19 protein-coding genes are annotated in these 18,187 nt (G+C 41.3%); 4 read left to right on the forward strand and 15 right to left on the reverse strand.

Annotation, left to right across the window (positions count from 1 at the left end):
* Positions 1-28 precede the first annotated feature (28 nt).
* Entirely contained in the window at positions 29-1,207 is a 1,179-nt protein-coding gene (locus tag NSQ49_RS06015; protein ID WP_251284020.1) for a thiolase family protein, read from the reverse strand.
* A 58-nt stretch (positions 1,208-1,265) separates the two neighbouring features.
* Positions 1,266-2,006: a 3-oxoacyl-ACP reductase FabG gene (gene fabG, locus NSQ49_RS06020; RefSeq protein WP_159866138.1), complete on the reverse strand. Its 741-nt coding sequence runs from the start codon at positions 2,004-2,006 to the stop codon at positions 1,266-1,268.
* Between the two features lie 396 nt (positions 2,007-2,402).
* Here fabG and NSQ49_RS06025 point away from each other — a divergent pair, with 396 nt between their 5' ends.
* The gene (locus NSQ49_RS06025; RefSeq protein WP_159866136.1) at positions 2,403-2,729 is read left to right on the forward strand and encodes a hypothetical protein; all 327 of its coding nucleotides are present in this window, start codon (positions 2,403-2,405) and stop codon (positions 2,727-2,729) included.
* Between the two features lie 67 nt (positions 2,730-2,796).
* Here NSQ49_RS06025 and lepB read toward each other — a convergent pair whose 3' ends face one another.
* From lepB to NSQ49_RS06045, 4 genes are all read right to left on the reverse strand, one after another.
* A complete protein-coding gene (gene lepB / locus NSQ49_RS06030) occupies positions 2,797-3,351 on the reverse strand; it encodes a signal peptidase I (RefSeq protein WP_159866238.1) in 555 nt (184 codons plus the stop codon).
* A 27-nt stretch (positions 3,352-3,378) separates the two neighbouring features.
* A complete protein-coding gene (locus NSQ49_RS06035) occupies positions 3,379-4,002 on the reverse strand; it encodes a TVP38/TMEM64 family protein (protein WP_159866134.1) in 624 nt (207 codons plus the stop codon).
* Positions 4,003-4,133: 131 nt separating this feature from the next.
* Positions 4,134-5,063: an LCP family protein gene (locus NSQ49_RS06040; RefSeq protein ID WP_201306551.1), complete on the reverse strand. Its 930-nt coding sequence runs from the start codon at positions 5,061-5,063 to the stop codon at positions 4,134-4,136.
* 282 nt (positions 5,064-5,345) lie between these two features.
* On the reverse strand, positions 5,346-7,334 hold the full coding sequence (locus NSQ49_RS06045; RefSeq protein ID WP_251284021.1) for a S9 family peptidase: 1,989 nt from the start codon (positions 7,332-7,334) through the stop codon (positions 5,346-5,348).
* A gap of 230 nt (positions 7,335-7,564) precedes the next feature.
* Here NSQ49_RS06045 and NSQ49_RS06050 point away from each other — a divergent pair, with 230 nt between their 5' ends.
* Positions 7,565-7,954, forward strand: a complete 390-nt coding sequence (locus NSQ49_RS06050; protein WP_251284022.1) for a hypothetical protein — start codon at positions 7,565-7,567, stop codon at positions 7,952-7,954.
* Between the two features lie 105 nt (positions 7,955-8,059).
* Here NSQ49_RS06050 and NSQ49_RS06055 read toward each other — a convergent pair whose 3' ends face one another.
* Entirely contained in the window at positions 8,060-8,614 is a 555-nt protein-coding gene (locus NSQ49_RS06055; RefSeq protein WP_159866128.1) for a competence protein ComK, read from the reverse strand.
* A 200-nt stretch (positions 8,615-8,814) separates the two neighbouring features.
* Here NSQ49_RS06055 and NSQ49_RS06060 point away from each other — a divergent pair, with 200 nt between their 5' ends.
* A complete protein-coding gene (locus NSQ49_RS06060; protein ID WP_159866126.1) occupies positions 8,815-9,051 on the forward strand; it encodes an IDEAL domain-containing protein in 237 nt (78 codons plus the stop codon).
* A 62-nt stretch (positions 9,052-9,113) separates the two neighbouring features.
* Positions 9,114-9,758: a Type 1 glutamine amidotransferase-like domain-containing protein gene (locus NSQ49_RS06065; protein ID WP_159866125.1), complete on the forward strand. Its 645-nt coding sequence runs from the start codon at positions 9,114-9,116 to the stop codon at positions 9,756-9,758.
* Positions 9,759-9,796: 38 nt separating this feature from the next.
* Here the strand turns inward: NSQ49_RS06065 and NSQ49_RS06070 are convergent, their stop codons facing one another.
* From NSQ49_RS06070 to NSQ49_RS06105, 8 genes are all read right to left on the reverse strand, one after another.
* Complete coding sequence (locus NSQ49_RS06070) at positions 9,797-11,089, reverse strand: M48 family metallopeptidase (protein ID WP_159866123.1); 1,293 nt, start codon at positions 11,087-11,089, stop codon at positions 9,797-9,799.
* 164 nt (positions 11,090-11,253) lie between these two features.
* Positions 11,254-11,559 (reverse strand): AzlD domain-containing protein, encoded by a 306-nt coding sequence (locus NSQ49_RS06075; RefSeq protein ID WP_251284023.1) that lies wholly within the window; start codon positions 11,557-11,559, stop codon positions 11,254-11,256.
* Entirely contained in the window at positions 11,552-12,280 is a 729-nt protein-coding gene (locus NSQ49_RS06080) for an AzlC family ABC transporter permease (protein ID WP_159866121.1), read from the reverse strand. Before NSQ49_RS06080 ends, NSQ49_RS06075 begins: the two co-directional genes overlap by 8 nt.
* Positions 12,281-12,449: 169 nt before the next feature.
* Entirely contained in the window at positions 12,450-13,244 is a 795-nt protein-coding gene (locus NSQ49_RS06085) for an ABC transporter ATP-binding protein (protein ID WP_251284056.1), read from the reverse strand.
* Positions 13,219-14,241, reverse strand: a complete 1,023-nt coding sequence (locus NSQ49_RS06090; protein ID WP_251284024.1) for an ABC transporter permease — start codon at positions 14,239-14,241, stop codon at positions 13,219-13,221. The genes NSQ49_RS06085 and NSQ49_RS06090 overlap by 26 nt, the downstream gene beginning before the upstream one ends.
* A gap of 228 nt (positions 14,242-14,469) precedes the next feature.
* Positions 14,470-15,480 (reverse strand): ABC transporter substrate-binding protein, encoded by a 1,011-nt coding sequence (locus tag NSQ49_RS06095; RefSeq protein WP_159866115.1) that lies wholly within the window; start codon positions 15,478-15,480, stop codon positions 14,470-14,472.
* Positions 15,481-15,661: 181 nt separating this feature from the next.
* Entirely contained in the window at positions 15,662-16,438 is a 777-nt protein-coding gene (locus tag NSQ49_RS06100; RefSeq protein WP_159866113.1) for an enoyl-CoA hydratase-related protein, read from the reverse strand.
* A gap of 126 nt (positions 16,439-16,564) precedes the next feature.
* Positions 16,565-18,121, reverse strand: a complete 1,557-nt coding sequence (locus NSQ49_RS06105; protein WP_251284025.1) for a fatty acid--CoA ligase family protein — start codon at positions 18,119-18,121, stop codon at positions 16,565-16,567.
* Between the last annotated feature and the right edge of the window lie 66 nt (positions 18,122-18,187).

The raw sequence follows: 18,187 nt of genomic DNA on the forward strand, positions 1-18,187 counted from the left end.
GAAAGGAAAGAGCCCCCGAAGGAACTCTTTATTCGTACATTTCCACAAAAACTGTGGCTCCCATTCCGCCTCCAACACATAGAGATGCTATTCCTTTATGGCCGCCTCTCCTCTTCAGCTCATGAACTAGACTCACAACAAGACGTGCACCTGTACATCCAATGGGATGGCCAAGACTGATACCGCTTCCATTTACATTTACTTTTTCCCGATTTAAGCCAAGCTCTTTCTCAACCGCCAAATATTGGGCTGCAAAAGCCTCATTCACTTCAATCAAGTCTGCTTCTTCAAGGGACCAATTGACATGTGGCAGGCCCTTTTTAATTGCCGGAACAGGCCCTCTTCCCATTACCTTTGGATCTACACCCGCCACAGAGAAGCCGGCAATCCTTGCCATCGGCTTCAGTCCCTTTTCTAAAGCCAGGTCTTCTGGCATTAGGACAAGTGCTGCTCCGCCGTCATTCAGACTTGATGAATTTCCCGCTGTTACCGATCCGCCTTTTCTAAAGACCGGCTTCAAGCTGCTCAGCTTTTCCGATGTTATATCTGTACGAGGGTTTTCATCTTTTGTAATGGTTACTTCCCCTTTCCTGCCTTTAATAGTAACTGGCACGATTTGCGAATCAAAGTAACCGTTTTGAATTGCGTGTAATGCTCTCTTATGGCTCAGCAATGCCACTTCATCTTGCTCTTCCCTTGTAATCGAATGTATTTCTGCCAGGTTTTCTGCCGTTTCTCCCATCATAATATGATGGATTGGATCTTCAAGAATCTCCCATACTGTGTCCGTAACCTGCCCATGCTGCATGCGTGCGCCCCAGCGATGCTGTTTTAATACATAAGGACTGGAGCTCATGGCTTCTACTCCTCCTGCAATCACGATGTCTGACATGCCTGATTGTATTTGCAGCGCAGCAGAAATAATGGCCTGCATACCAGATGCACATTGTCTCTGGACTGTAAACCCTGTTGTCGTATCGTCAAAGCCCGCAAGCAATGCTGCTGTTCTTGCCGTATTCGGCTCATCTGTACGCTGGATGCAGTGTCCCAAAATGACTTCATCCACCTCACTGCTTTGCAAACCGCTTCTTTCCGCAGCCTCTTTTAATACAGGTACAATTAAATCTGTTGGCAGAAGATCTTTAAAAGCTCCTCCAAATGTACCTACTGGTGTTCTGACTGCTGATGTAATTACAACATTTCTCATCCTTATTTCCACCTCGTTCATTATCTGATTACCTGAGCACCTGCTCAGAGTCAGGTTATTACATCATAATACCGCCATCTACATGCAGGACAGTGCCATTCACATAATCAGATTCATCTGAAGCAAGAAAAAGATATGCATTCGCAATATCCTCCGGTTTTCCCAGCCTGCCCAGTGGAACCATGCCCTGCATTTGGCCAATGACCTTTTCCGGCACTTTTGCTGTCATGCCTGTAGAAATAAATCCCGGAGCAACAGCATTTACGTTAATTCCTTTTCTGCCAAGTTCTTTTGCCCATGTTTTGGTCATTCCCACCACACCCGCTTTGGCTGCTGCGTAGTTTGTCTGTCCAATGTTTCCATAGATCCCAGAAACCGAAGATGTATTGATAATTTTTCCGCTTCCCTGCTCCAGCATGAAAGGAAGCACTGCTTGTGTACAATGGAAGACACCTGCCAGATTCACGTCAATAACCGCATGAAAATCGTCCTTAGATAATTTTGCAAGCATACCGTCCCTTGTTATTCCTGCATTATTGATAAGGATATCAATTTTTCCAAATGCGGCTTTTACAGCTTCCGCCATACTGTCTATGCTATGCCTGTCAGCTACATTTACCTGAAAAAACTCTGCATTTAAGCCTTTTTCTTTAAGCTCTTGAGCCCTGGAGATTCCCATATCTTCATCATAATCTGCAATGGCTACAGTCGCTCCTTCACCAGCAAACCTTTCTGCTGCAGCGAGACCAATCCCATTGGCAGCACCTGTAATAATGGCAACTTTACCCTTAAGCCTCATTAAATGCACCCCTCTATATATTTGATTATTCGGATATTAAAGACTAAAACAAAATTAATAAACATGTACATCAGCTTTTATTCGACAAAGCCCGCAGATTCTCCTGTATCCCGTGCGCGTTTTATTTTCAAGCTGTTCAGCGAACCCAAGGCCGGCGTCGAGTCTTCTCCCGCAGGGCTTTGAATAAGCTTCCTTGATTAAACACCGCACGAAAAATGGAGAATCAGCTCAGTAAATAATTTATAAAAAAGCAGCAAACCATTCAAAAACATCCTTGTAAAAAATCCTGATCCTTTCAATAAAAAAGATGGGAATTTTTCGAATCGGTTTAACTGCAGTCAAAAAAGGCTAAGAAATAAAAAACAATAGACAGCAAATTGGAAAGGGGCAATTTTAATGAAAGTTGTTTATGGATTGATGGCACAAAACGGAGACGCAAAGGAGCTGTTATGGGACTTGGGATTTTGGGAAAGTGAAGAATTAGCAAAGGATTACTTAAATTCCGAAATGGCCAAATCACGCGGAATTACAGTAGAACCCTTTAATATTAATGACGCTATACCCATTCATCCGGAAGAAATGGAAGAAGAAAAAATGGCTGCCTGCTCCCTTTGCGGAATTGAATACAATCGTGAAGATGTGAATATGACTGACTATGATGAGAACGTCTGTGTAAACTGCGAACCAGAATATAGAGAAAACCCCAATTTGCATGTTATCTAAAATTAGTCATTCCTGCAAAAATAAAAAGGACTCGACTAATCATCGAGTCCCTTTACTGAAATACCTGCTAGAATGACGCATCCATTTCATCAAGCGGCCAATAGCGAAGGTTTACTTTTCCTACAACCTGGCTGACTGATATAAATCCAAAATGCCGGCTGTCCCAGCTTCCGAGGCGATTATCCCCCATAACAAATAGTTTGCCCTCCGGCACTGTTTCCGTTCCCGTCATCTCGAGCAGTGTAAAATCACCTGTAAGTTTTCCTCCTGAGGTTTCTTTCCGGTATTTATCCAAGTATGGTTCATCCACTTTCTTGCCATTAATAAATAATTCATCATTACGGTATGCAATTTCATCCCCTGGCATACCTATTATTCTTTTTACAAAATCCTCTTCATCATTATGATGGAAAACTATTACGTCAAAGCGCTCTAAATCGCTGACCTGATAGCCGATTTTATTGACAATCAGCTTATTTCCATCCTGAAGAGTAGGCATCATGGATTCACCTTCTACAACGTAATTGGAGAAGAAAAAAGTCCGTATAAAAGCAAAAATAATGATGCCAATTGCAAAAGCCTTCAGCCATTCCGCTCCTTCTTTTCTCAATCCTTCCTTCACCATGCATCTCCCCTAGTACTTACGCATTCAATGCTTTTTATTCCCGCGGCCTTTTTCTACGCTCATATTCATCTTTATTTCAATAATTTTGCCGACATACCAAAGAATGAAAATGACCAATGCAACAATGGCAGTCCGAATTGGCTGCGTTATTAAGGATCTGATATCGTATCCGACAAAGCTTATTGTAAAAATCATCACTATTTTTCCAGTCAGAACTGCCAGCATATATTGAGCAATACTGATATTTGAAAGCCCGGCTACAATATTGACAACCGCTGAAGGTGTAAATGGAAAACAAAGAAGGATGAACAATGGCCCAAATCCATGCTTTTCAACCCATTTCATAAGCTTCTGTACCTGCTTATGATTTTTCAAAAAACGGAGTATTCGTTTCTGGCCATATTTTCTGACCAGCAGGAAAACAAACAAGGCCCCTGCCACAGCTCCGACCCAGGAGTATAAAAATCCCAGCCAGAGACCAAATGCACTCGCATTTGCCATTACAAACAAAAACAGAGGCAGAAAGGGCAAAAATGCTTCTAGCATTGGAAGCAAAATACCGGGAAGAGGCCCAAATGAACGGTACTCCCGGATTAAATCCATTATATTCTCTAATGTAAACCAATCTTTGAGCAGTTCAAAATCCATTAGTATCTCCTTGTCCAATATGCAGCAATAACTTAGTCAAATCGTTTTGGTAAAAAATAAGGTTCCCCTAGTTTTACCATTTCCCCTTATATTGTACACCTAATCCGCCAAAAACAATGTTTTTGCCTATTTTATTTAGACAGAAATTCATGGATTGCCGCTTTATTCGCCTCCTTATCTATGCCCAATACCGCAGCACCATTTATTCTCTGGTTTTCAAATGTCCCATCAACAGGAACACGAAGAGTATCTACATTCCTGTTATCCTTCGATAAGAAATCTTTTCCCATATACAGGATATCACCTGTGTTCATATTGGTATTAACAAAAGGAGTTACCACCCCGATTAATTTTGGAAGCTTCGTAATGGTCTGTAGGCTTGTAAACTGGCTTGCTACTTCTTTCATAACTTTCTGCTGGCGTTCCACTCTTCCAAAATCCCCTACTGCATCCTGCCTGAATCTGACGTACCCTAGGAGATGCTCTCCATCAAGCCGCTGCAGGCCTGGTTCCAGAGTAACACCTATATTAGCTGACATTCTCTTTTCCACGTCAATTTCCACTCCTCTTGGAAAAGCTTCATCAATTAAATGGACAAAGCCTTCAAAGTCAACAATGGAATAATATTTAATATCTATATCAAAGTTCTCCTTTAGTGTCTGCCTCAATAACTCAGGTCCTCCATAAGCAAGTGCTGCATTTATTCTGTCTTGCCCATGGCCCGGTATATCCACATACATATCTCTCATAAAGGAAATAAGCTTATATGTTCCCTTATCAGGATGATATTGAGCAACCATGATCGTATCTGCCCGTGATTTCTCTTTTCCCCTTGCGTCACTTCCAAGAATCAGGATATTCGTCCCGCCATATTTATCTTTTTCGCCATTAAATTCAAACTCTTCCGCCTGTATATTTGCTTCTCCTTCTGTCTGGGAGACGCCTTGCTTGAACTGAAAATACGAATAGCCAAGGGTTCCTGCAATCAAGAGAAACAGAATCAGGAGGACAGATTTCCATTTTCTTTTCTTTTTCTTCTTTTCATATCTATCTGATCTCATTAGTATAAGTCCTTTCTATGCAGTAAAATTATAAATTCGGCCGCAGGCAGGGAAATACCCTCACCTTTATTCGACTGCTGTTTCTATAAAAAAGTTTCGATATCATTGCTGGTATATCCTGCATACCCTTATATTCTGCAGATAAATTGAATTCTTTGCAATTTATTTTTAATAGTTTCTGCCTTCTGTATGAAAACTGACTTCATTGATATATCGGCGATTTTCATGTTACTTTACAGCATTAATTAAAAAAACGCAGACCCTAAGGCCTGCGGTTACAATTTAGAGATATTCATCAAACCAGCCGGCAATGTAATTCAGACGGCTGATTCTTAAATTCGGTTTTCCGCTTCTTGAAAGCTCATGATTGGCTTCAGGGAACCGGACAAATTTTGCTGTCTTCCTCCGATGCTTTAAGGCAATAAATAATTGCTCTGCCTGTTCAATTGGACAGCGATAGTCTTTTTCGCTGTGCAGAATCAGGAGTGGTGTATTTATTTCATTCGCATAAGCAAGCGGAGAATGTTTCCATAATTTCTCTATATCATTCATATCACTTTTGATTTGCCAATCAGTAAAATAGTAACCGATATCGCTTACTCCATAAAAGCTGATCCAGTTGGATATGGAGCGCTGAGTGACTGCTGCTTTGAACCGGCTGGTGTGTCCAATAATCCAGTTGGTCATAAAGCCTCCATAACTTCCTCCCGTTACGCCAAGCCGTTCTTTATCGATGAAATCGAAGTTTTCGAGCGCATAATCGACAGCATCCATAATATCCTCATAATCCTTGCCCCCGTAATCTCCTCTGACAGCATCTACAAAATGCTGACCATATCCATGGCTCCCCCGAGGGTTGATATATAGTACCGCATATCCTTTTGCAGCGAGGCATTGGAATTCATGGAAATAAGAATTGGCATACATAGCATGTGGCCCGCCATGGATCTCAAGCACAAGCGGCGCTTTTTGGCCTTCTTTCAGATCGGCAGGCTTCATGATCCAGCCATGCAGGTCCCACTCATCCGAAGATTTAAATTGAATTGGCGCTGCATCTGCCAGCTCCACTCCGCTCAGGAATTCTTCATTGACACTTGTCAGCTGTTTCAATTCCCCTGTCGGAACATCAAGTAAAAATAGCTCTCCGGGAGATGACGGCTTGCTGATAGCTACAACCGCTTTATTGATAGTCCCGCCTGTCGTCAGCCCATATACATGCTGCTGATCCAGCAGAGCTGGATATAATTCCCCTTCTAAAGAGCCATAATAAACAACGGTATTGCCATGATCAGTTGCAAGGAAATAAAAGCTTCTGCTGTCCTCCGCCCAAAGAATTCCCGGTGTTACTGCACCCTGCTGGAAATCTCCGATGGCATAATCACCGGCCAATATGTCAGATTCTGCCGTCAGGCACTGAAGTTCTCCAAATTCGAGATTATAAACCCATACTTTGGTATGTGTTGCGTTTTCGTATTCCCTTTCATGTCCAAACAATCCTATTTGTTTTCCATCTGGTGACCATGACGCGCTTCCAAAATAACCTTTTCCATCTGTAATTTTTTTTATGTCTTTTGTGTCAAGATGGATGATATACACATCGCTTAAAAAAGAAAAATCCTTATCTTCACTCAAATCTGCCGAAACAGCAATCCATTTCCCATCTGGTGACCAGTCCTGCAACTGAAAATCATGTTCGCCAGCTGTTACATGCTCCACCTCGCCTGTTTCTATATCGATGAATGCAACCTGCCTGTATCTTCCGTTCCAAAAGCCCAGGGCATCGGATTTGTGTTTCATTTTTTCGATTTCAATCGGAGTTGGCATTTCTTCCTTGTTTTCTTGATTTTCTTCCATTGTTTCCGCGTCTTCACCCGGTTTTATTGAAAGATTGAAGGCAATCTTCTTTCCATCAGGGGACCAAACAGGATTTGAAGCACCATTCGCACAATGAGTCAGCTGTCTGGCTTCTCCTCCTGCTTTGCTCATCACATAAATCTGCGGCTTGCCTCCCCTGTCTGAAACAAATGCAATTAACTCCCCATCTGGAGACCAGCGGGGTGAATGATTTCGGTGTTTGCCGTAAGTCCACTGAATAGGCTTATTGCTTTCAGCAGTATTAATATAAAAGATATTTGAACTATATGTATTTTCTTCTTCAAGCATTCTGGTCTCTACAAAAGCCAGATCATTTCCATTCCTGGAAAGCTGCGGATCAGCTACAGATTTTAATTGATAAAGATCTTCTGGTTTAATTGTCCTTTTTTGCGTCATTTATTTTATCCTCCTAACTGTGCTGTTCTCCTTATTTCGACATCAGAAATAAAATCCCTGCCCAATAAGCTGCATGCTGAAATTTTTTTTAATTATTGGAAATGATGAAGTATAACAGTATTTCGACAAATATAGGCTCTTGCAAGATAAAACATTCCTTTGTAAAATTAAACAAGAACATTTGTTCTTACAACTGACAGGATATTATTAATTAAGGGGAGCAAAACAATATGACCAGAATTCCTGAGGAAGACCGTAATATCATGGAACAGGCAATTTATCTGCCAATGGTGCTGACGGTCTTATACCGCGACTCTATTGTCATTAATAAAAGCCCGTTTAAACTAAAACAGCCATATCTTGATTTGGTTGAAGAAACAATGAAGGTCATTCAAAGTGAACTCTCTGAGGTAAAACGCTATATGAATAAAAACCAGTTAAAAGTACAGGAAATAAAAAGGGATGAGGCGTTTACTATGTTTATGTTCCTGTATAAAGGATATGAGGAACACCATAATTATTTTAATCCCCGCATCCGCAATAAAGTTCAGGAGCTAATGACCTATTATCTCCTTAAAAGATCTTTGCCGGGATCAGGGAAAAATCTAAAGGCCAATTAATTTTGTAATAAGAAGAGCCTGCAGCTAAATAAGATAACATACACGGAAAACAGAAGCATGAAATTCCGCATGCTTCTTAGTTATCCTGCAGTTCTAATTCCTTCTCTATTGGTAGGCTCCACTTCTCTCCGAAGCATTCATTAATTTAGAACCATTCACATAGTACAATGCCTTTCTCTCCGAATCTTTTATCCTTTTTATTAATGTCGTTTTAAGCAATGCTGTTCTGAGCACCTGGTTATTAAGAGTCGTATAAGATACTGGAATAATAAAGCTTTGCTTATTTTTAAAAACCACTTGAGTTTGAGCGTTTTCCGCCCGCTTGAAATATTCAATGTGATCCAATGCAATCCAGATGCATTCCGGATTGTATGGAGAAGCCGTCGGGAAAAAGTAAATGTAATTGGTGGGGTCAATCGTTATCGGAGCTTTATGGGTGAAGCCAGTTAATTGGCGTGTACCCTCTTTTCTTCCTTCATAGCTTGATCCAAAATAGCTGCAGCTGCTTTTAATTATTTCGAAAGGCTTGAAAGGGGAAGTTATTTCATCTTCAAGCTCCCAGATTTGCGAAAAAACTTTTATCCCATAAGAAAGGGGTTTAATAATCATCGTATTTGGATTGATTTCATATTCATCGATTATTTGAATATTTTGGCTCATATATCCTCATCTCCTTTATTCTTTCGCGCTCACTTTCCCATATTACCACCAATTTATCTAAAAATTACTAATTAATTAAATAGTTTCCAAATTGTTCACAATTATGACGTCTTGAGAAATAATTTCTAAAAATTTAAAAAATTTAGTTGAATATTCAAAGGTGATTCCATATAATATTAAAAAGCTCAGGGGTGATTTCCATGAAGGAAAAATCATACACCGAATTAATGAAAATGAGTGGATCTAAGAGGAAAAACCAAAAGGAATCTTTTGTATTAGACCTTTACCTTGATATGCTGATCTCGGAGGTTCTGCTGAATAATGAAAAAGAAAAGCTGATGAAAAAGATAGACGCGGCGATTGATGAAGGAAATAAACCGGCATTTATGCATTATTCAAAGAAGTACAAAGAACTTTCAAAGCGTTTTGGCACTTAAAAAGACAGTCTGCCCCCGCCAATCAGCGGGGTATTTTATTTTTTTCGGGAGGAAGGCGGGAAATGAGCAGCAGGCATTTATTTTTAATGGGGGGAAGTCCTCCATTCGGTCAAAGGTTTGGAAGGATGTTTACAAAGCTTGCCTGTGGTGCGGATGGCAAAATAGCTATACTTTTTTTGGAAAGGGAAGGCTGGGAGGTGTATATGAAAAAGTATACTTCTGCCTTAATTCCGAATGGAGCCGAAAATTTCTGCTATTTGCCTCTTTCCGCTGACCCGGCTGAATCCTTTCTTCAAGAATTGATATCCAGTTCTGGCATCATAATTGGAGGCGGTGATACAGAAAGTTACAGAAGGTTTATTGTGGATAGTGAAACCGGAGAATGCATTAAAAGGATGTATATGAACGGTATTCCTGTAGCAGGCTTTTCGGCAGGCGCTCTCATTATCCCAGAGCATTGCATCATCCCTCCTATTGATACATATAAAAGACAGCACCTCTTTTTGAAAGGACTCGGGTTAATCAGGGATTGTGCCATAAGTGTCCATTTTACAAAGTGGAATGAACGGGGAAATCTAAAGGCAGCTGTATCAAAAACCAATGTCGCAACTGGTTATGGGATTGACGATAATGCAGGTATCTATTTTCACAATGAAATTCGGGCTGACAATGAGGGCAGCATACATATTTATAAAAATAGAACTTAAAAAAGCAAGCCTTTTGGCCTGCTTTTTTAGTTTAGCAATCAGTCCCCTGTTTGCTCCCGTTCCTTCTGCCTCTGTTCGATTTCAAATTCTTCGAGCATAGAAATGCGCTCCAGCATCGTTGGATGCCCATATCGGAAAATTTTCACAAGAAGCGGCGGATTCACCTGGCTTAAACCGGCACGTGTCAGCTCCTGAAATGTTTCTATTGCGGCTTTTGAATCCTTTGTCATTTCAATTGCATACCGGTCTGCCCTTGTTTCCTGATACCGCGAAACAAGATTGGATAAAGGGCTTGAAATAAAGAGCAGCATTGAAAGGATCATCAGAAATAGCGGCAGGGAACGTATATCATTTACAGCAGAAATTTTAAGGGCCCTTCCCCATTTATCAACTGCCTTCTCCATTAACTTGGCTGTCAGATAAAGTCCTAGCAATGAAAGCAGCAAGTATCCTCCAATTCCAATGTAAATATGCTTCTCAACGTAATGAGCCATTTCATGTGCCATGATAAACAGAATTTGATCTTCAGTTAATTTATTCAAAGTAGTGTCCCAAAGAACAATTCTTGAATTCGAGCCGATCCCTGTTACATAGGCATTCAGCGCATTCGTTTTCTCGGCCATATCGACCTCAAAAACATGTTCAGCCGGTATTTTAGCCTGAGCGGCCAAATCAAGAATTTTCGTTTCAAGTTCCTTATTTTTTAAAGGATAAAAGTCATTATACAGAGGGTCAATGACAACCGGCTGCAGAAACATCATAAATAAGGTAAATGGAACAGATAATAGCCACGCATAAAGCCACCATCTTTTCCTGCTCTTATTTATCAGCCAATAAAGAACACACACAATGAGAAGCATCCCCCCATAATTAACCCAAAAATCAATGAGTTCATCCTTCATCCACCCGCTGAAGCTCTGAGTTGAGATATTATACGTTTTAGAAAGCGAAAAACTGATATAGCTTAATGGCATCGTCGCAATAAAAGCGAAAAAAGAAAGCCAAATCAAATAAATTGCCGTTTGCAGAAATTTATATGGCGTTGTCTGTTCAGCCCATTTATTAAATGCCTTTGATAAACCAAATAAAAGAATAAATAAATAAAAGATCCACTCAAAAGGTGTAGAAATAAAAAACAGCAGGTTTCTAATTTTAGAATATTCCTCACTGAGCATCAGCTCCCTGCCGTTCAGGAAAGTTGCCGGATCAGCCCGTGACCCTTCATATTCAAAAGGCAGATTAGTGTCAGCAAAATAGAATAAATACCAATAAAAAAATAAGCCGTATACGAAAAAGGCCAGAGCCCCGTAAAAACCTAATTTCCGCGCCATCGAATTTCCCCCCTATGGTACAACCTTTCTATATTTAGTTTAGTATAAAAATCTGTAAATAGAACTATTTTGACGGGACAATCATTTCTTTCTGCACCAGCAGTGCTATTGAAAAAGCCGGTTCAAGGAAAGAACCGGCTAAAGAACATCCATCATTATCTTTTCTAAAACAAAAAAGAATATACAGATAACACAGCGATCGATCCAAGCACGACCACAATCACATTTGCGCCTAAAAAGGCTGCCAGAAAAGCTGCAGCTGCACCAAGCAGCCCAAACCAAATATCTTCATTTATAAACAGAATACCCGGAACAATGAGTGCCCCTAATGTCGCATAAGGTACGTTCTTTAATATCCCCTGAACAAAGCCGGGAAGTTCTTTCCCCTTAAAAAGCACAAAAGGCAGTAGCCTTGGGATATAGGTAACTGCTGCCATCCCAACAATCATCCACACAATATGGCTACTCATGCTCCTGCCCCCTGTTCCTGCTTTTTACACTTTCAGTCCATTCTACTATTACAGCCGATAAGAGCGTGGACAAAACAATTGCCCAGCCTGTCGATAGCGTATTGGTCAAAGTGAAAATCGTGTTAAAAGAGGCTGCAAGTGCGGCAAGAAAAACAACTTTTGCACTCTTTTTCATAGATGGAACAAGGAGGCCGACAAACATGGCATAAAGTGCAACAGACATGCTTTCCTGCAAGGTTTGCGGAAGGCTCGCCCCAATAAGATGCCCAAGGCCCGAGCAAATGACCCAGCTTGCATATGAAACCGATATGAGCCCAAGCATATAGCCGCTTGTTACCTTTTCTTCACGAACTGCTGCAACTGAAAAGGTTTCATCCGTAATCCCAAATGATAACATTACTTTGTTGGCAGCCTGTTCATCATCCCACTTTTCATTAAGAGAGGTAGACATTAAAAAGTGCCGGATATTCACGATAAAAGTTGTCAAAACAATTTCAAATATGCCTGTTCCCAATGTAAGAAGACTCAGGGATATGTACTGTGCTGCCCCGGCAAATACGAGCAGACTCATTAAAGCTGTTTCACCAATCGTAAGACCGGTTGTTTTGGCAAGCAGCCCAAATGTTAAAGCAATGGGGGCATATCCAATCGCGATGCTGATTCCCGACTGCACCCCTTTTCTAACTTCACCGGAAGGCTTGCCGACTGCTAGTTCTGCCATTATACTCACCGCCTAAAAGATAATAAAAGGTTCTAAAAATTATACTATAATAGACTTAATATTAGAAGAATTTGTTATCGCCCCATAACTAGTTCATCAAGCTTTAGTCTAATAAATTGTGATTTAACAAAAAAACGAACAGGGCATAAACCCTGTCCGGTCCGGAAGTCTAAATAAGAATGGCCTTGTCGCTGCTCATTTTCTCCCCGCGGATTTTCTGGAATTCTTCAAGAAGCTTTTCTACTGTCAGTTCTTTCTTCTGAGTTTCATTTGTTTCAAAAATAATTTGTCCCTTATCCATCATGATCAGCCTATTTCCCAGGTCAAGTGCCTGCTGCATATTGTGGGTCACCATTAATGTGGTAAGATTATAACTCTCCACAATCTCTTTCGTAAGGCTTGTAATCAATTCTGCACGAGACGGGTCTAAAGCAGCGGTATGCTCGTCCAGTAGCAATATTTTAGGCTCTGTGAAAGTTGCCATTAACAGGGATAGCGCCTGCCGCTCTCCTCCTGACAGCAGTCCGACTTTTGCTGAAAGCCTGTCTTCCAATCCTAGATGCAGCATCTCCAGCTTCTCCCGGAAAAATTCGCGGCGTTTCTTTGATACCCCTTGGCGAAGTCCGCGGGCTGCAGTTCTCGCATAAGCAATGGCCAGATTTTCTTCTATCGTCATGGAAGGGGCTGTTCCGGCCATCGGATCCTGGAAAACACGTCCAATTAGCCTGGATCTTTTATGTTCCTTCACGAGAGTGACATCATTGCCATCTACAAGCACTTCTCCCATATCCGGCATCAATTTGCCTGAAATCATATTCATAAGAGTTGATTTTCCCGCTCCGTTACTGCCGATGACTGTCATGAAGTCGCCTGGTTTCAGGTGAAGATTGATTTTGTGCAGAGCTGTTTTTTCATCTGGAGTTCCCTCATTAAACACTTTATGAATCTGATTTAATTGCAGCATACTGTTCACCACTTTTCCCGTAAGCATTCGTATTTTTCGCCTCTGCCAATCTCCGTCGCTTTCTCTGCTTCTCCTTTTGCTGCTGAATAAGCTTGGGCAGAATCAGCGCACCAATCACAATTGCAGCTGTAATCAGCTTCATATCTCCTGTTTCAAGAAATTCCACTCTCAATGCAAGAGTTACGATAATCCGATATAAAATGGCTCCTCCAATGACAGCCAGTGTAGCTCTGACAATTGTTTTTGCACCAAAGATTGCTTCTCCAATAATTACGGATGCAAGTCCAATGATTATCATTCCGATTCCCATTCCAACATCACTGAATCCATTATACTGTGCTACTAATGCTCCTGAAAAAGCAACCAGTGCGTTTGAAATACCCAAGCCGGCTATCTTCAGGAGGTCAGTATCAGCAGAAAAGCTGCGGATCATCGTCTCATTGTCCCCTGTTGCCCGTATTGCCAATCCAATGTCTGTCTTTAAAAAAAGATCAATCAATATCTTTACAGCAAATGCCAAAACCAGCATCAGCAAAAGAATCCCCCAGGTTTTAGGAACAAAACTCATCCCTAGTGCTCCCAGCAGGCTTTGAATCGCCTGGTCAAATCCAAGTCCCTGCCAGAACGCTGTAATTTTTGTGATAGCCGTTTCCTCCGAAAGCAGAGGAACATTTGACTTACCCATAATCCTGAGATTGATAGAGTATAATGCTATCATCATTAATATTCCGGACAAAAGGGCATTAATTTTTCCCTTGGTATGAAGAAGGCCTGTAATACAGCCTGCTGCAAAACCCGCAAGTAGTGCTGTTATTGTTGCCAAAAATGGATTATATCCTCCTGTTATCATGACAGCAGCAACAGATGCACCTGTTACAAAGCTTCCATCCACCGTCAAATCGGGGAAATCCAATATTCTGAATGAGAGGTAAACGCCCAGCGCCATTAAGGCATAAATCGCACCTGCTTCAATGGAGCCAAAGATGGCAGTTGGCATAGTAATCTTCCTTTCTATTAGAAAAGCGCAAGCGCCATGCTCACGAAGGAACGCAGTTTAAGAACGCTGCGTCTTGTGGCAACGTCTGCATGACCCCCATTCTAGAGGCCCCAAGCACAAGACTTAGATTCATGGAAAGGCTTCCTTTGCCTTGACTTGTGGCCTTGAGCGGGGTGGCGCAGAAACTAGACTGTTTATCATGTAAAAAGCGTTATTTACTTGCTGACATTACTCCACAAATTCAGCAAGCTCGTTCCATTCATCTTTTAAGTCAATGCCCATTTCTTCTGCAGCCTCTTTATTGATTACCAGCTTTAGATTCTGCGGATATTGGACTGGAAGTTCGGATGGCTTCTTGCCTTCTTTTAAAACTTTTGCTGCCATTTCCCCGGCCTCATATCCGATATCTTCATAGTCAAATCCGTATGCAGCGAATCCTCCGCGTTTAACAGAGTCCAGCTCTCCCACGAAAAGCGGAATATCATTGTCGTTTGAAACCTGTATAACTGATTCCAAAGCCGAAACAACAGTATTATCCGTAATAATATAAATGGCATCTGCTTTTCCGACAAGTGATTCTGCAGCCTGTTTCACTTCAGAGGAATTGGATACTGTAGCTTCGGCCAATTTCATATCTGTGCCTGAAAGAGCTTCTTTCACCTTTTCAATCTGCACCTCTGAATTTTGTTCTCCGGAATTGAAAATAACACCCACTGTTTCAGCCTCAAACTGTTCATCTATAAACTTAACCATGTTAGGTATCGCATCAGGATGAGTATCTGTTGTTCCAGTTATATTTCCTTCTGGAGAATCCATTGATTTTACTAATTGCGCCCCAACTGGGTCAGTTACCGAAGTAAATACAATTGGTATATCCTTAGTTGCATTAAGTGCACTTAATGCACTTGGAGTAGAGTTGGCAAAGATCAGGTCTACCCCATCTCCTGCAAAGTTATTGGCAATGGACTGATTATTGTTCTGGTCCCCCTGTGCAATCTGGACATCATAGCTTGCTTCAATGCCAGAATCCTCTAATGCCTTTTTAAAGCCCTCAAGTGCCGCATCTAACGAAGGATGTTCGACGATCTGCGTAACTCCTATATTAATTGACTCTTTCTTTTCTTTATCCGAAGAGCCGGCTTCCCCATTTGTACTTTCACTTCCGCAGCCGCTTAGCAGTAGAGTTCCTATAAGACCTGCTGCAGCTATAGCTTTAATTGTTTTTACTTTCTCTAACATACTTGATGATCCCCCTTTTATCTCTACTTCATCACTTTTATGCTTTTATGCTTTTATTCACTAAATTATATAGTCAATAGTTGCACGATTCAAGAAGTTTTTTAATAATTTTCTAAAAATTTATTATATTAATAAAAAACACCGCAAAAAATGCTGCGGTGTCCCTAACTGTTTATTCATTCTATTTCCCCTTAAACACAGGCTTTCTTTTTTCGGCAAAAGCTGTAAGGGCTTCTACTCTATCTTCCGTTGGGATAATGACTTCGTACGCCTTCCTTTCAATCTGCAGCCCAGTCTGCAAATCAACACCCATACCATGCTTTACAGCAAATTTAGCCTGCTGAAGAGCAAGCGGACCGTTATTAAGCATTTGTCCGGCAAATTCAAAACAATCATGCAAGAGATTATCCTTTTCGGTCACTTTAGTAAGAATGCCATATGCAAGCGCTTCTTCAGAAGTAAGCCTCTTGGCTGTAAGGATTAGTTCAAGGGCTTTAGCCTGGCCAACCAGTCTTGGCAGCCTTTGTGTACCGCCTGCACCTGGTATTATGGCTAAACTTGTTTCTGTAAGTCCCATGGAAGTTCCGGTAACTGCAATTCGGAAGTCGCAGGATAATGCCAATTCCATCCCGCCTCCGAACGCAAAACCATTTATTGCTGCAATAGTAGGCTGCGGGAGCTGATCAACCAGCGAAAAAACCTCACCTATTTTATATACATTTCTGCGTACTTCCTCATCAGATAGTGTCCTGCGTTCTTTTAAATCGGCTCCTACACTGAAGGCTTTTGCTCCTGCCCCTGTAAAAATCACAACGCGAACATCAGGGCTGGTGCGCAGTTTCTCAACTGATTCCTGAAGTTCCGACAAAGTTTCATAATTAAAAGCATTTAATGCATCAGGGCGGTTAATTGTAACGACCGCAATATGATCCTTTTTTTCGACCACAATAGAATTCATATGTATCTCTCCTCTTCCCTTTGCTATCTAATAATTCGATAAATTCCGCGAAAACCCTTTCAAATTCAGCAACTTCCAATGAAGATTAAAAAAGGACAGACATAAGTTATGCCTGTCCTTCAAAGCCTATTTAGTCTGAAGAACCTGATTCTTCAATGCCCTCCGCAAGATTTTTCCAGTTGTGTTCTTTGGAAGCTCCTCTAAAAACTCGATCGATGACGGCACTTTATATTTAGCCAGATGCTCTGCACAGTATGCGAGCAGCAATTCTTCTGTCAGCCGGGGATTACTAGTTACTGCATAGCACTTTACCGCTTCACCCAGATTCGGATCTGGCACCCCTAATACAGCAGCTTCTACGATCTCCCCATGATTATAGAGCACCTCTTCGACTTCCCGGGGATATACATTATAGCCGCCGACTAAAATAAGATCCTTTTTACGGTCAACGATATAAAAATAGCCTTCCTCATCCCTTTTTGCAAGGTCTCCTGTATAAAGCCAGCCTTCGCGGATGGTTGCTGCGGTTTCTTCAGGCAGCTTGTAGTATCCCTTCATCACGTTAGGCCCGCGGACAATCAATTCACCTACTTCGCCAACAGAGACTTCCTCTCCCAGTTCATTTACCACTTTATTCTCGACATTCATAATGGATTGCCCGATTGAGCCTGCTTTACGCGGTTTATCCAGCGGATTGAAGCAAGTAACCGGCGAAGCTTCTGAAAGGCCGTATCCTTCCGAAACAATGACATTGAATTTTTTCTCAAAGCCATGAAGAAGTGCCACCGGCATTGCAGCACCGCCTGATATACACAACCTTAACGATTTCAGATCTTCCGGGCTGCCATCTTCATACTGAAGAAGGAAATTGTACATGGTCGGAACTCCCGCAAAAACAGTAGGTTTATATTTTTGGGAGAGCCTAAAGATCTCTTTCGGACTAAATTTAGGGTCTATTAAAATAGTAGCCCCATTCATAAGAGGCGCATTGAGAGCAACCGTTAAACAGAAAACATGGAACATTGGCAAAGTAGTAATAACCCGGTCATTCTCGTTCATGTGTAAATAGTCACTGACATCCTTTGCATTGCTGTATAGATTTTTATGTGTCAGCATGGCACCTTTTGGCTTGCCGGTCGTACCCGATGTATAGAGGATAACGGCTGTTTCATCTTCTTCAAGTTCAGGGCCTTTAAACCCAGGATCTCCTGAAGCAATCAAATTTGTAAACGATTTCATTTTCGGGAAAGCCGATAAAGCTGACAAATCCTTTTCTGATGCTTGTCCCTGAGGAGTGTCACAAATAATAAAATGTTCCACCTTTGGAAGCACATCATGAATTTTTTCAATTAAAGGCACTAATTGATCAAGCGTGACAATCGCTTTTACATCACCATTATTTACAATGTAGGCAATTTCATCAGGTGTATAAATAGGGTTGATCGGTATAACAGTTGCTCCCAGCCGCAAAGCCCCATGAAGGCCGATGACAAAATGCGGTGAGTTCCCCAGTAAAAGAGCAACATGATCCCCTTTTTCCAATCCCAGTTTTGAAAGCCCATCCGCAAATTTGGATACAGCGCTATCAAGCTCCGCATACGTGCTTGACTGGTCCATAAAATAATAGGCAGTCTTATCGCCCATCTTAGTCCCCGTTTCATGCAGCTGCTGTGTTAAATTCATTTACACTCCCCCTAATATGAATGAATGATCATTCATTTTTATTTAATAAATTTTCTAAATATATTA

This window comes from Cytobacillus sp. FSL R5-0377 (assembly GCF_038004385.1).
Taxonomy (GTDB): domain Bacteria; phylum Bacillota; class Bacilli; order Bacillales; family Cytobacillaceae; genus Cytobacillus.

What these genes read in the sequence shown, in the direction of transcription:
- NSQ49_RS06105 (WP_251284025.1), bottom strand. Translation starts at nt 18,121, where the DNA reads ATGAATTTAACACAGCAGCTGCATGAAACGGGGACTAAGATGGGCGAT.
- NSQ49_RS06045 (WP_251284021.1), bottom strand. Translation starts at nt 7,334, where the DNA reads ATGACGCAAAAAAGGACAATTAAACCAGAAGATCTTTATCAATTAAAA.
- NSQ49_RS06015 (WP_251284020.1), bottom strand. Translation starts at nt 1,207, where the DNA reads ATGAGAAATGTTGTAATTACATCAGCAGTCAGAACACCAGTAGGTACA.
- NSQ49_RS06085 (WP_251284056.1), bottom strand. Translation starts at nt 13,244, where the DNA reads ATGCTGCAATTAAATCAGATTCATAAAGTGTTTAATGAGGGAACTCCA.
- NSQ49_RS06095 (WP_159866115.1), bottom strand. Translation starts at nt 15,480, where the DNA reads ATGTTAGAGAAAGTAAAAACAATTAAAGCTATAGCTGCAGCAGGTCTT.
- NSQ49_RS06040 (WP_201306551.1), bottom strand. Translation starts at nt 5,063, where the DNA reads ATGAGATCAGATAGATATGAAAAGAAGAAAAAGAAAAGAAAATGGAAA.
- NSQ49_RS06035 (WP_159866134.1), bottom strand. Translation starts at nt 4,002, where the DNA reads ATGGATTTTGAACTGCTCAAAGATTGGTTTACATTAGAGAATATAATG.
- NSQ49_RS06025 (WP_159866136.1), top strand. Translation starts at nt 2,403, where the DNA reads ATGAAAGTTGTTTATGGATTGATGGCACAAAACGGAGACGCAAAGGAG.
- NSQ49_RS06065 (WP_159866125.1), top strand. Translation starts at nt 9,114, where the DNA reads ATGAGCAGCAGGCATTTATTTTTAATGGGGGGAAGTCCTCCATTCGGT.
- NSQ49_RS06075 (WP_251284023.1), bottom strand. Translation starts at nt 11,559, where the DNA reads ATGAGTAGCCATATTGTGTGGATGATTGTTGGGATGGCAGCAGTTACC.
- NSQ49_RS06055 (WP_159866128.1), bottom strand. Translation starts at nt 8,614, where the DNA reads ATGAGCCAAAATATTCAAATAATCGATGAATATGAAATCAATCCAAAT.
- NSQ49_RS06050 (WP_251284022.1), top strand. Translation starts at nt 7,565, where the DNA reads ATGACCAGAATTCCTGAGGAAGACCGTAATATCATGGAACAGGCAATT.
- fabG (WP_159866138.1), bottom strand. Translation starts at nt 2,006, where the DNA reads ATGAGGCTTAAGGGTAAAGTTGCCATTATTACAGGTGCTGCCAATGGG.
- NSQ49_RS06080 (WP_159866121.1), bottom strand. Translation starts at nt 12,280, where the DNA reads ATGGCAGAACTAGCAGTCGGCAAGCCTTCCGGTGAAGTTAGAAAAGGG.
- NSQ49_RS06060 (WP_159866126.1), top strand. Translation starts at nt 8,815, where the DNA reads ATGAAGGAAAAATCATACACCGAATTAATGAAAATGAGTGGATCTAAG.
- NSQ49_RS06070 (WP_159866123.1), bottom strand. Translation starts at nt 11,089, where the DNA reads ATGGCGCGGAAATTAGGTTTTTACGGGGCTCTGGCCTTTTTCGTATAC.
- NSQ49_RS06090 (WP_251284024.1), bottom strand. Translation starts at nt 14,241, where the DNA reads ATGCCAACTGCCATCTTTGGCTCCATTGAAGCAGGTGCGATTTATGCC.
- NSQ49_RS06100 (WP_159866113.1), bottom strand. Translation starts at nt 16,438, where the DNA reads ATGAATTCTATTGTGGTCGAAAAAAAGGATCATATTGCGGTCGTTACA.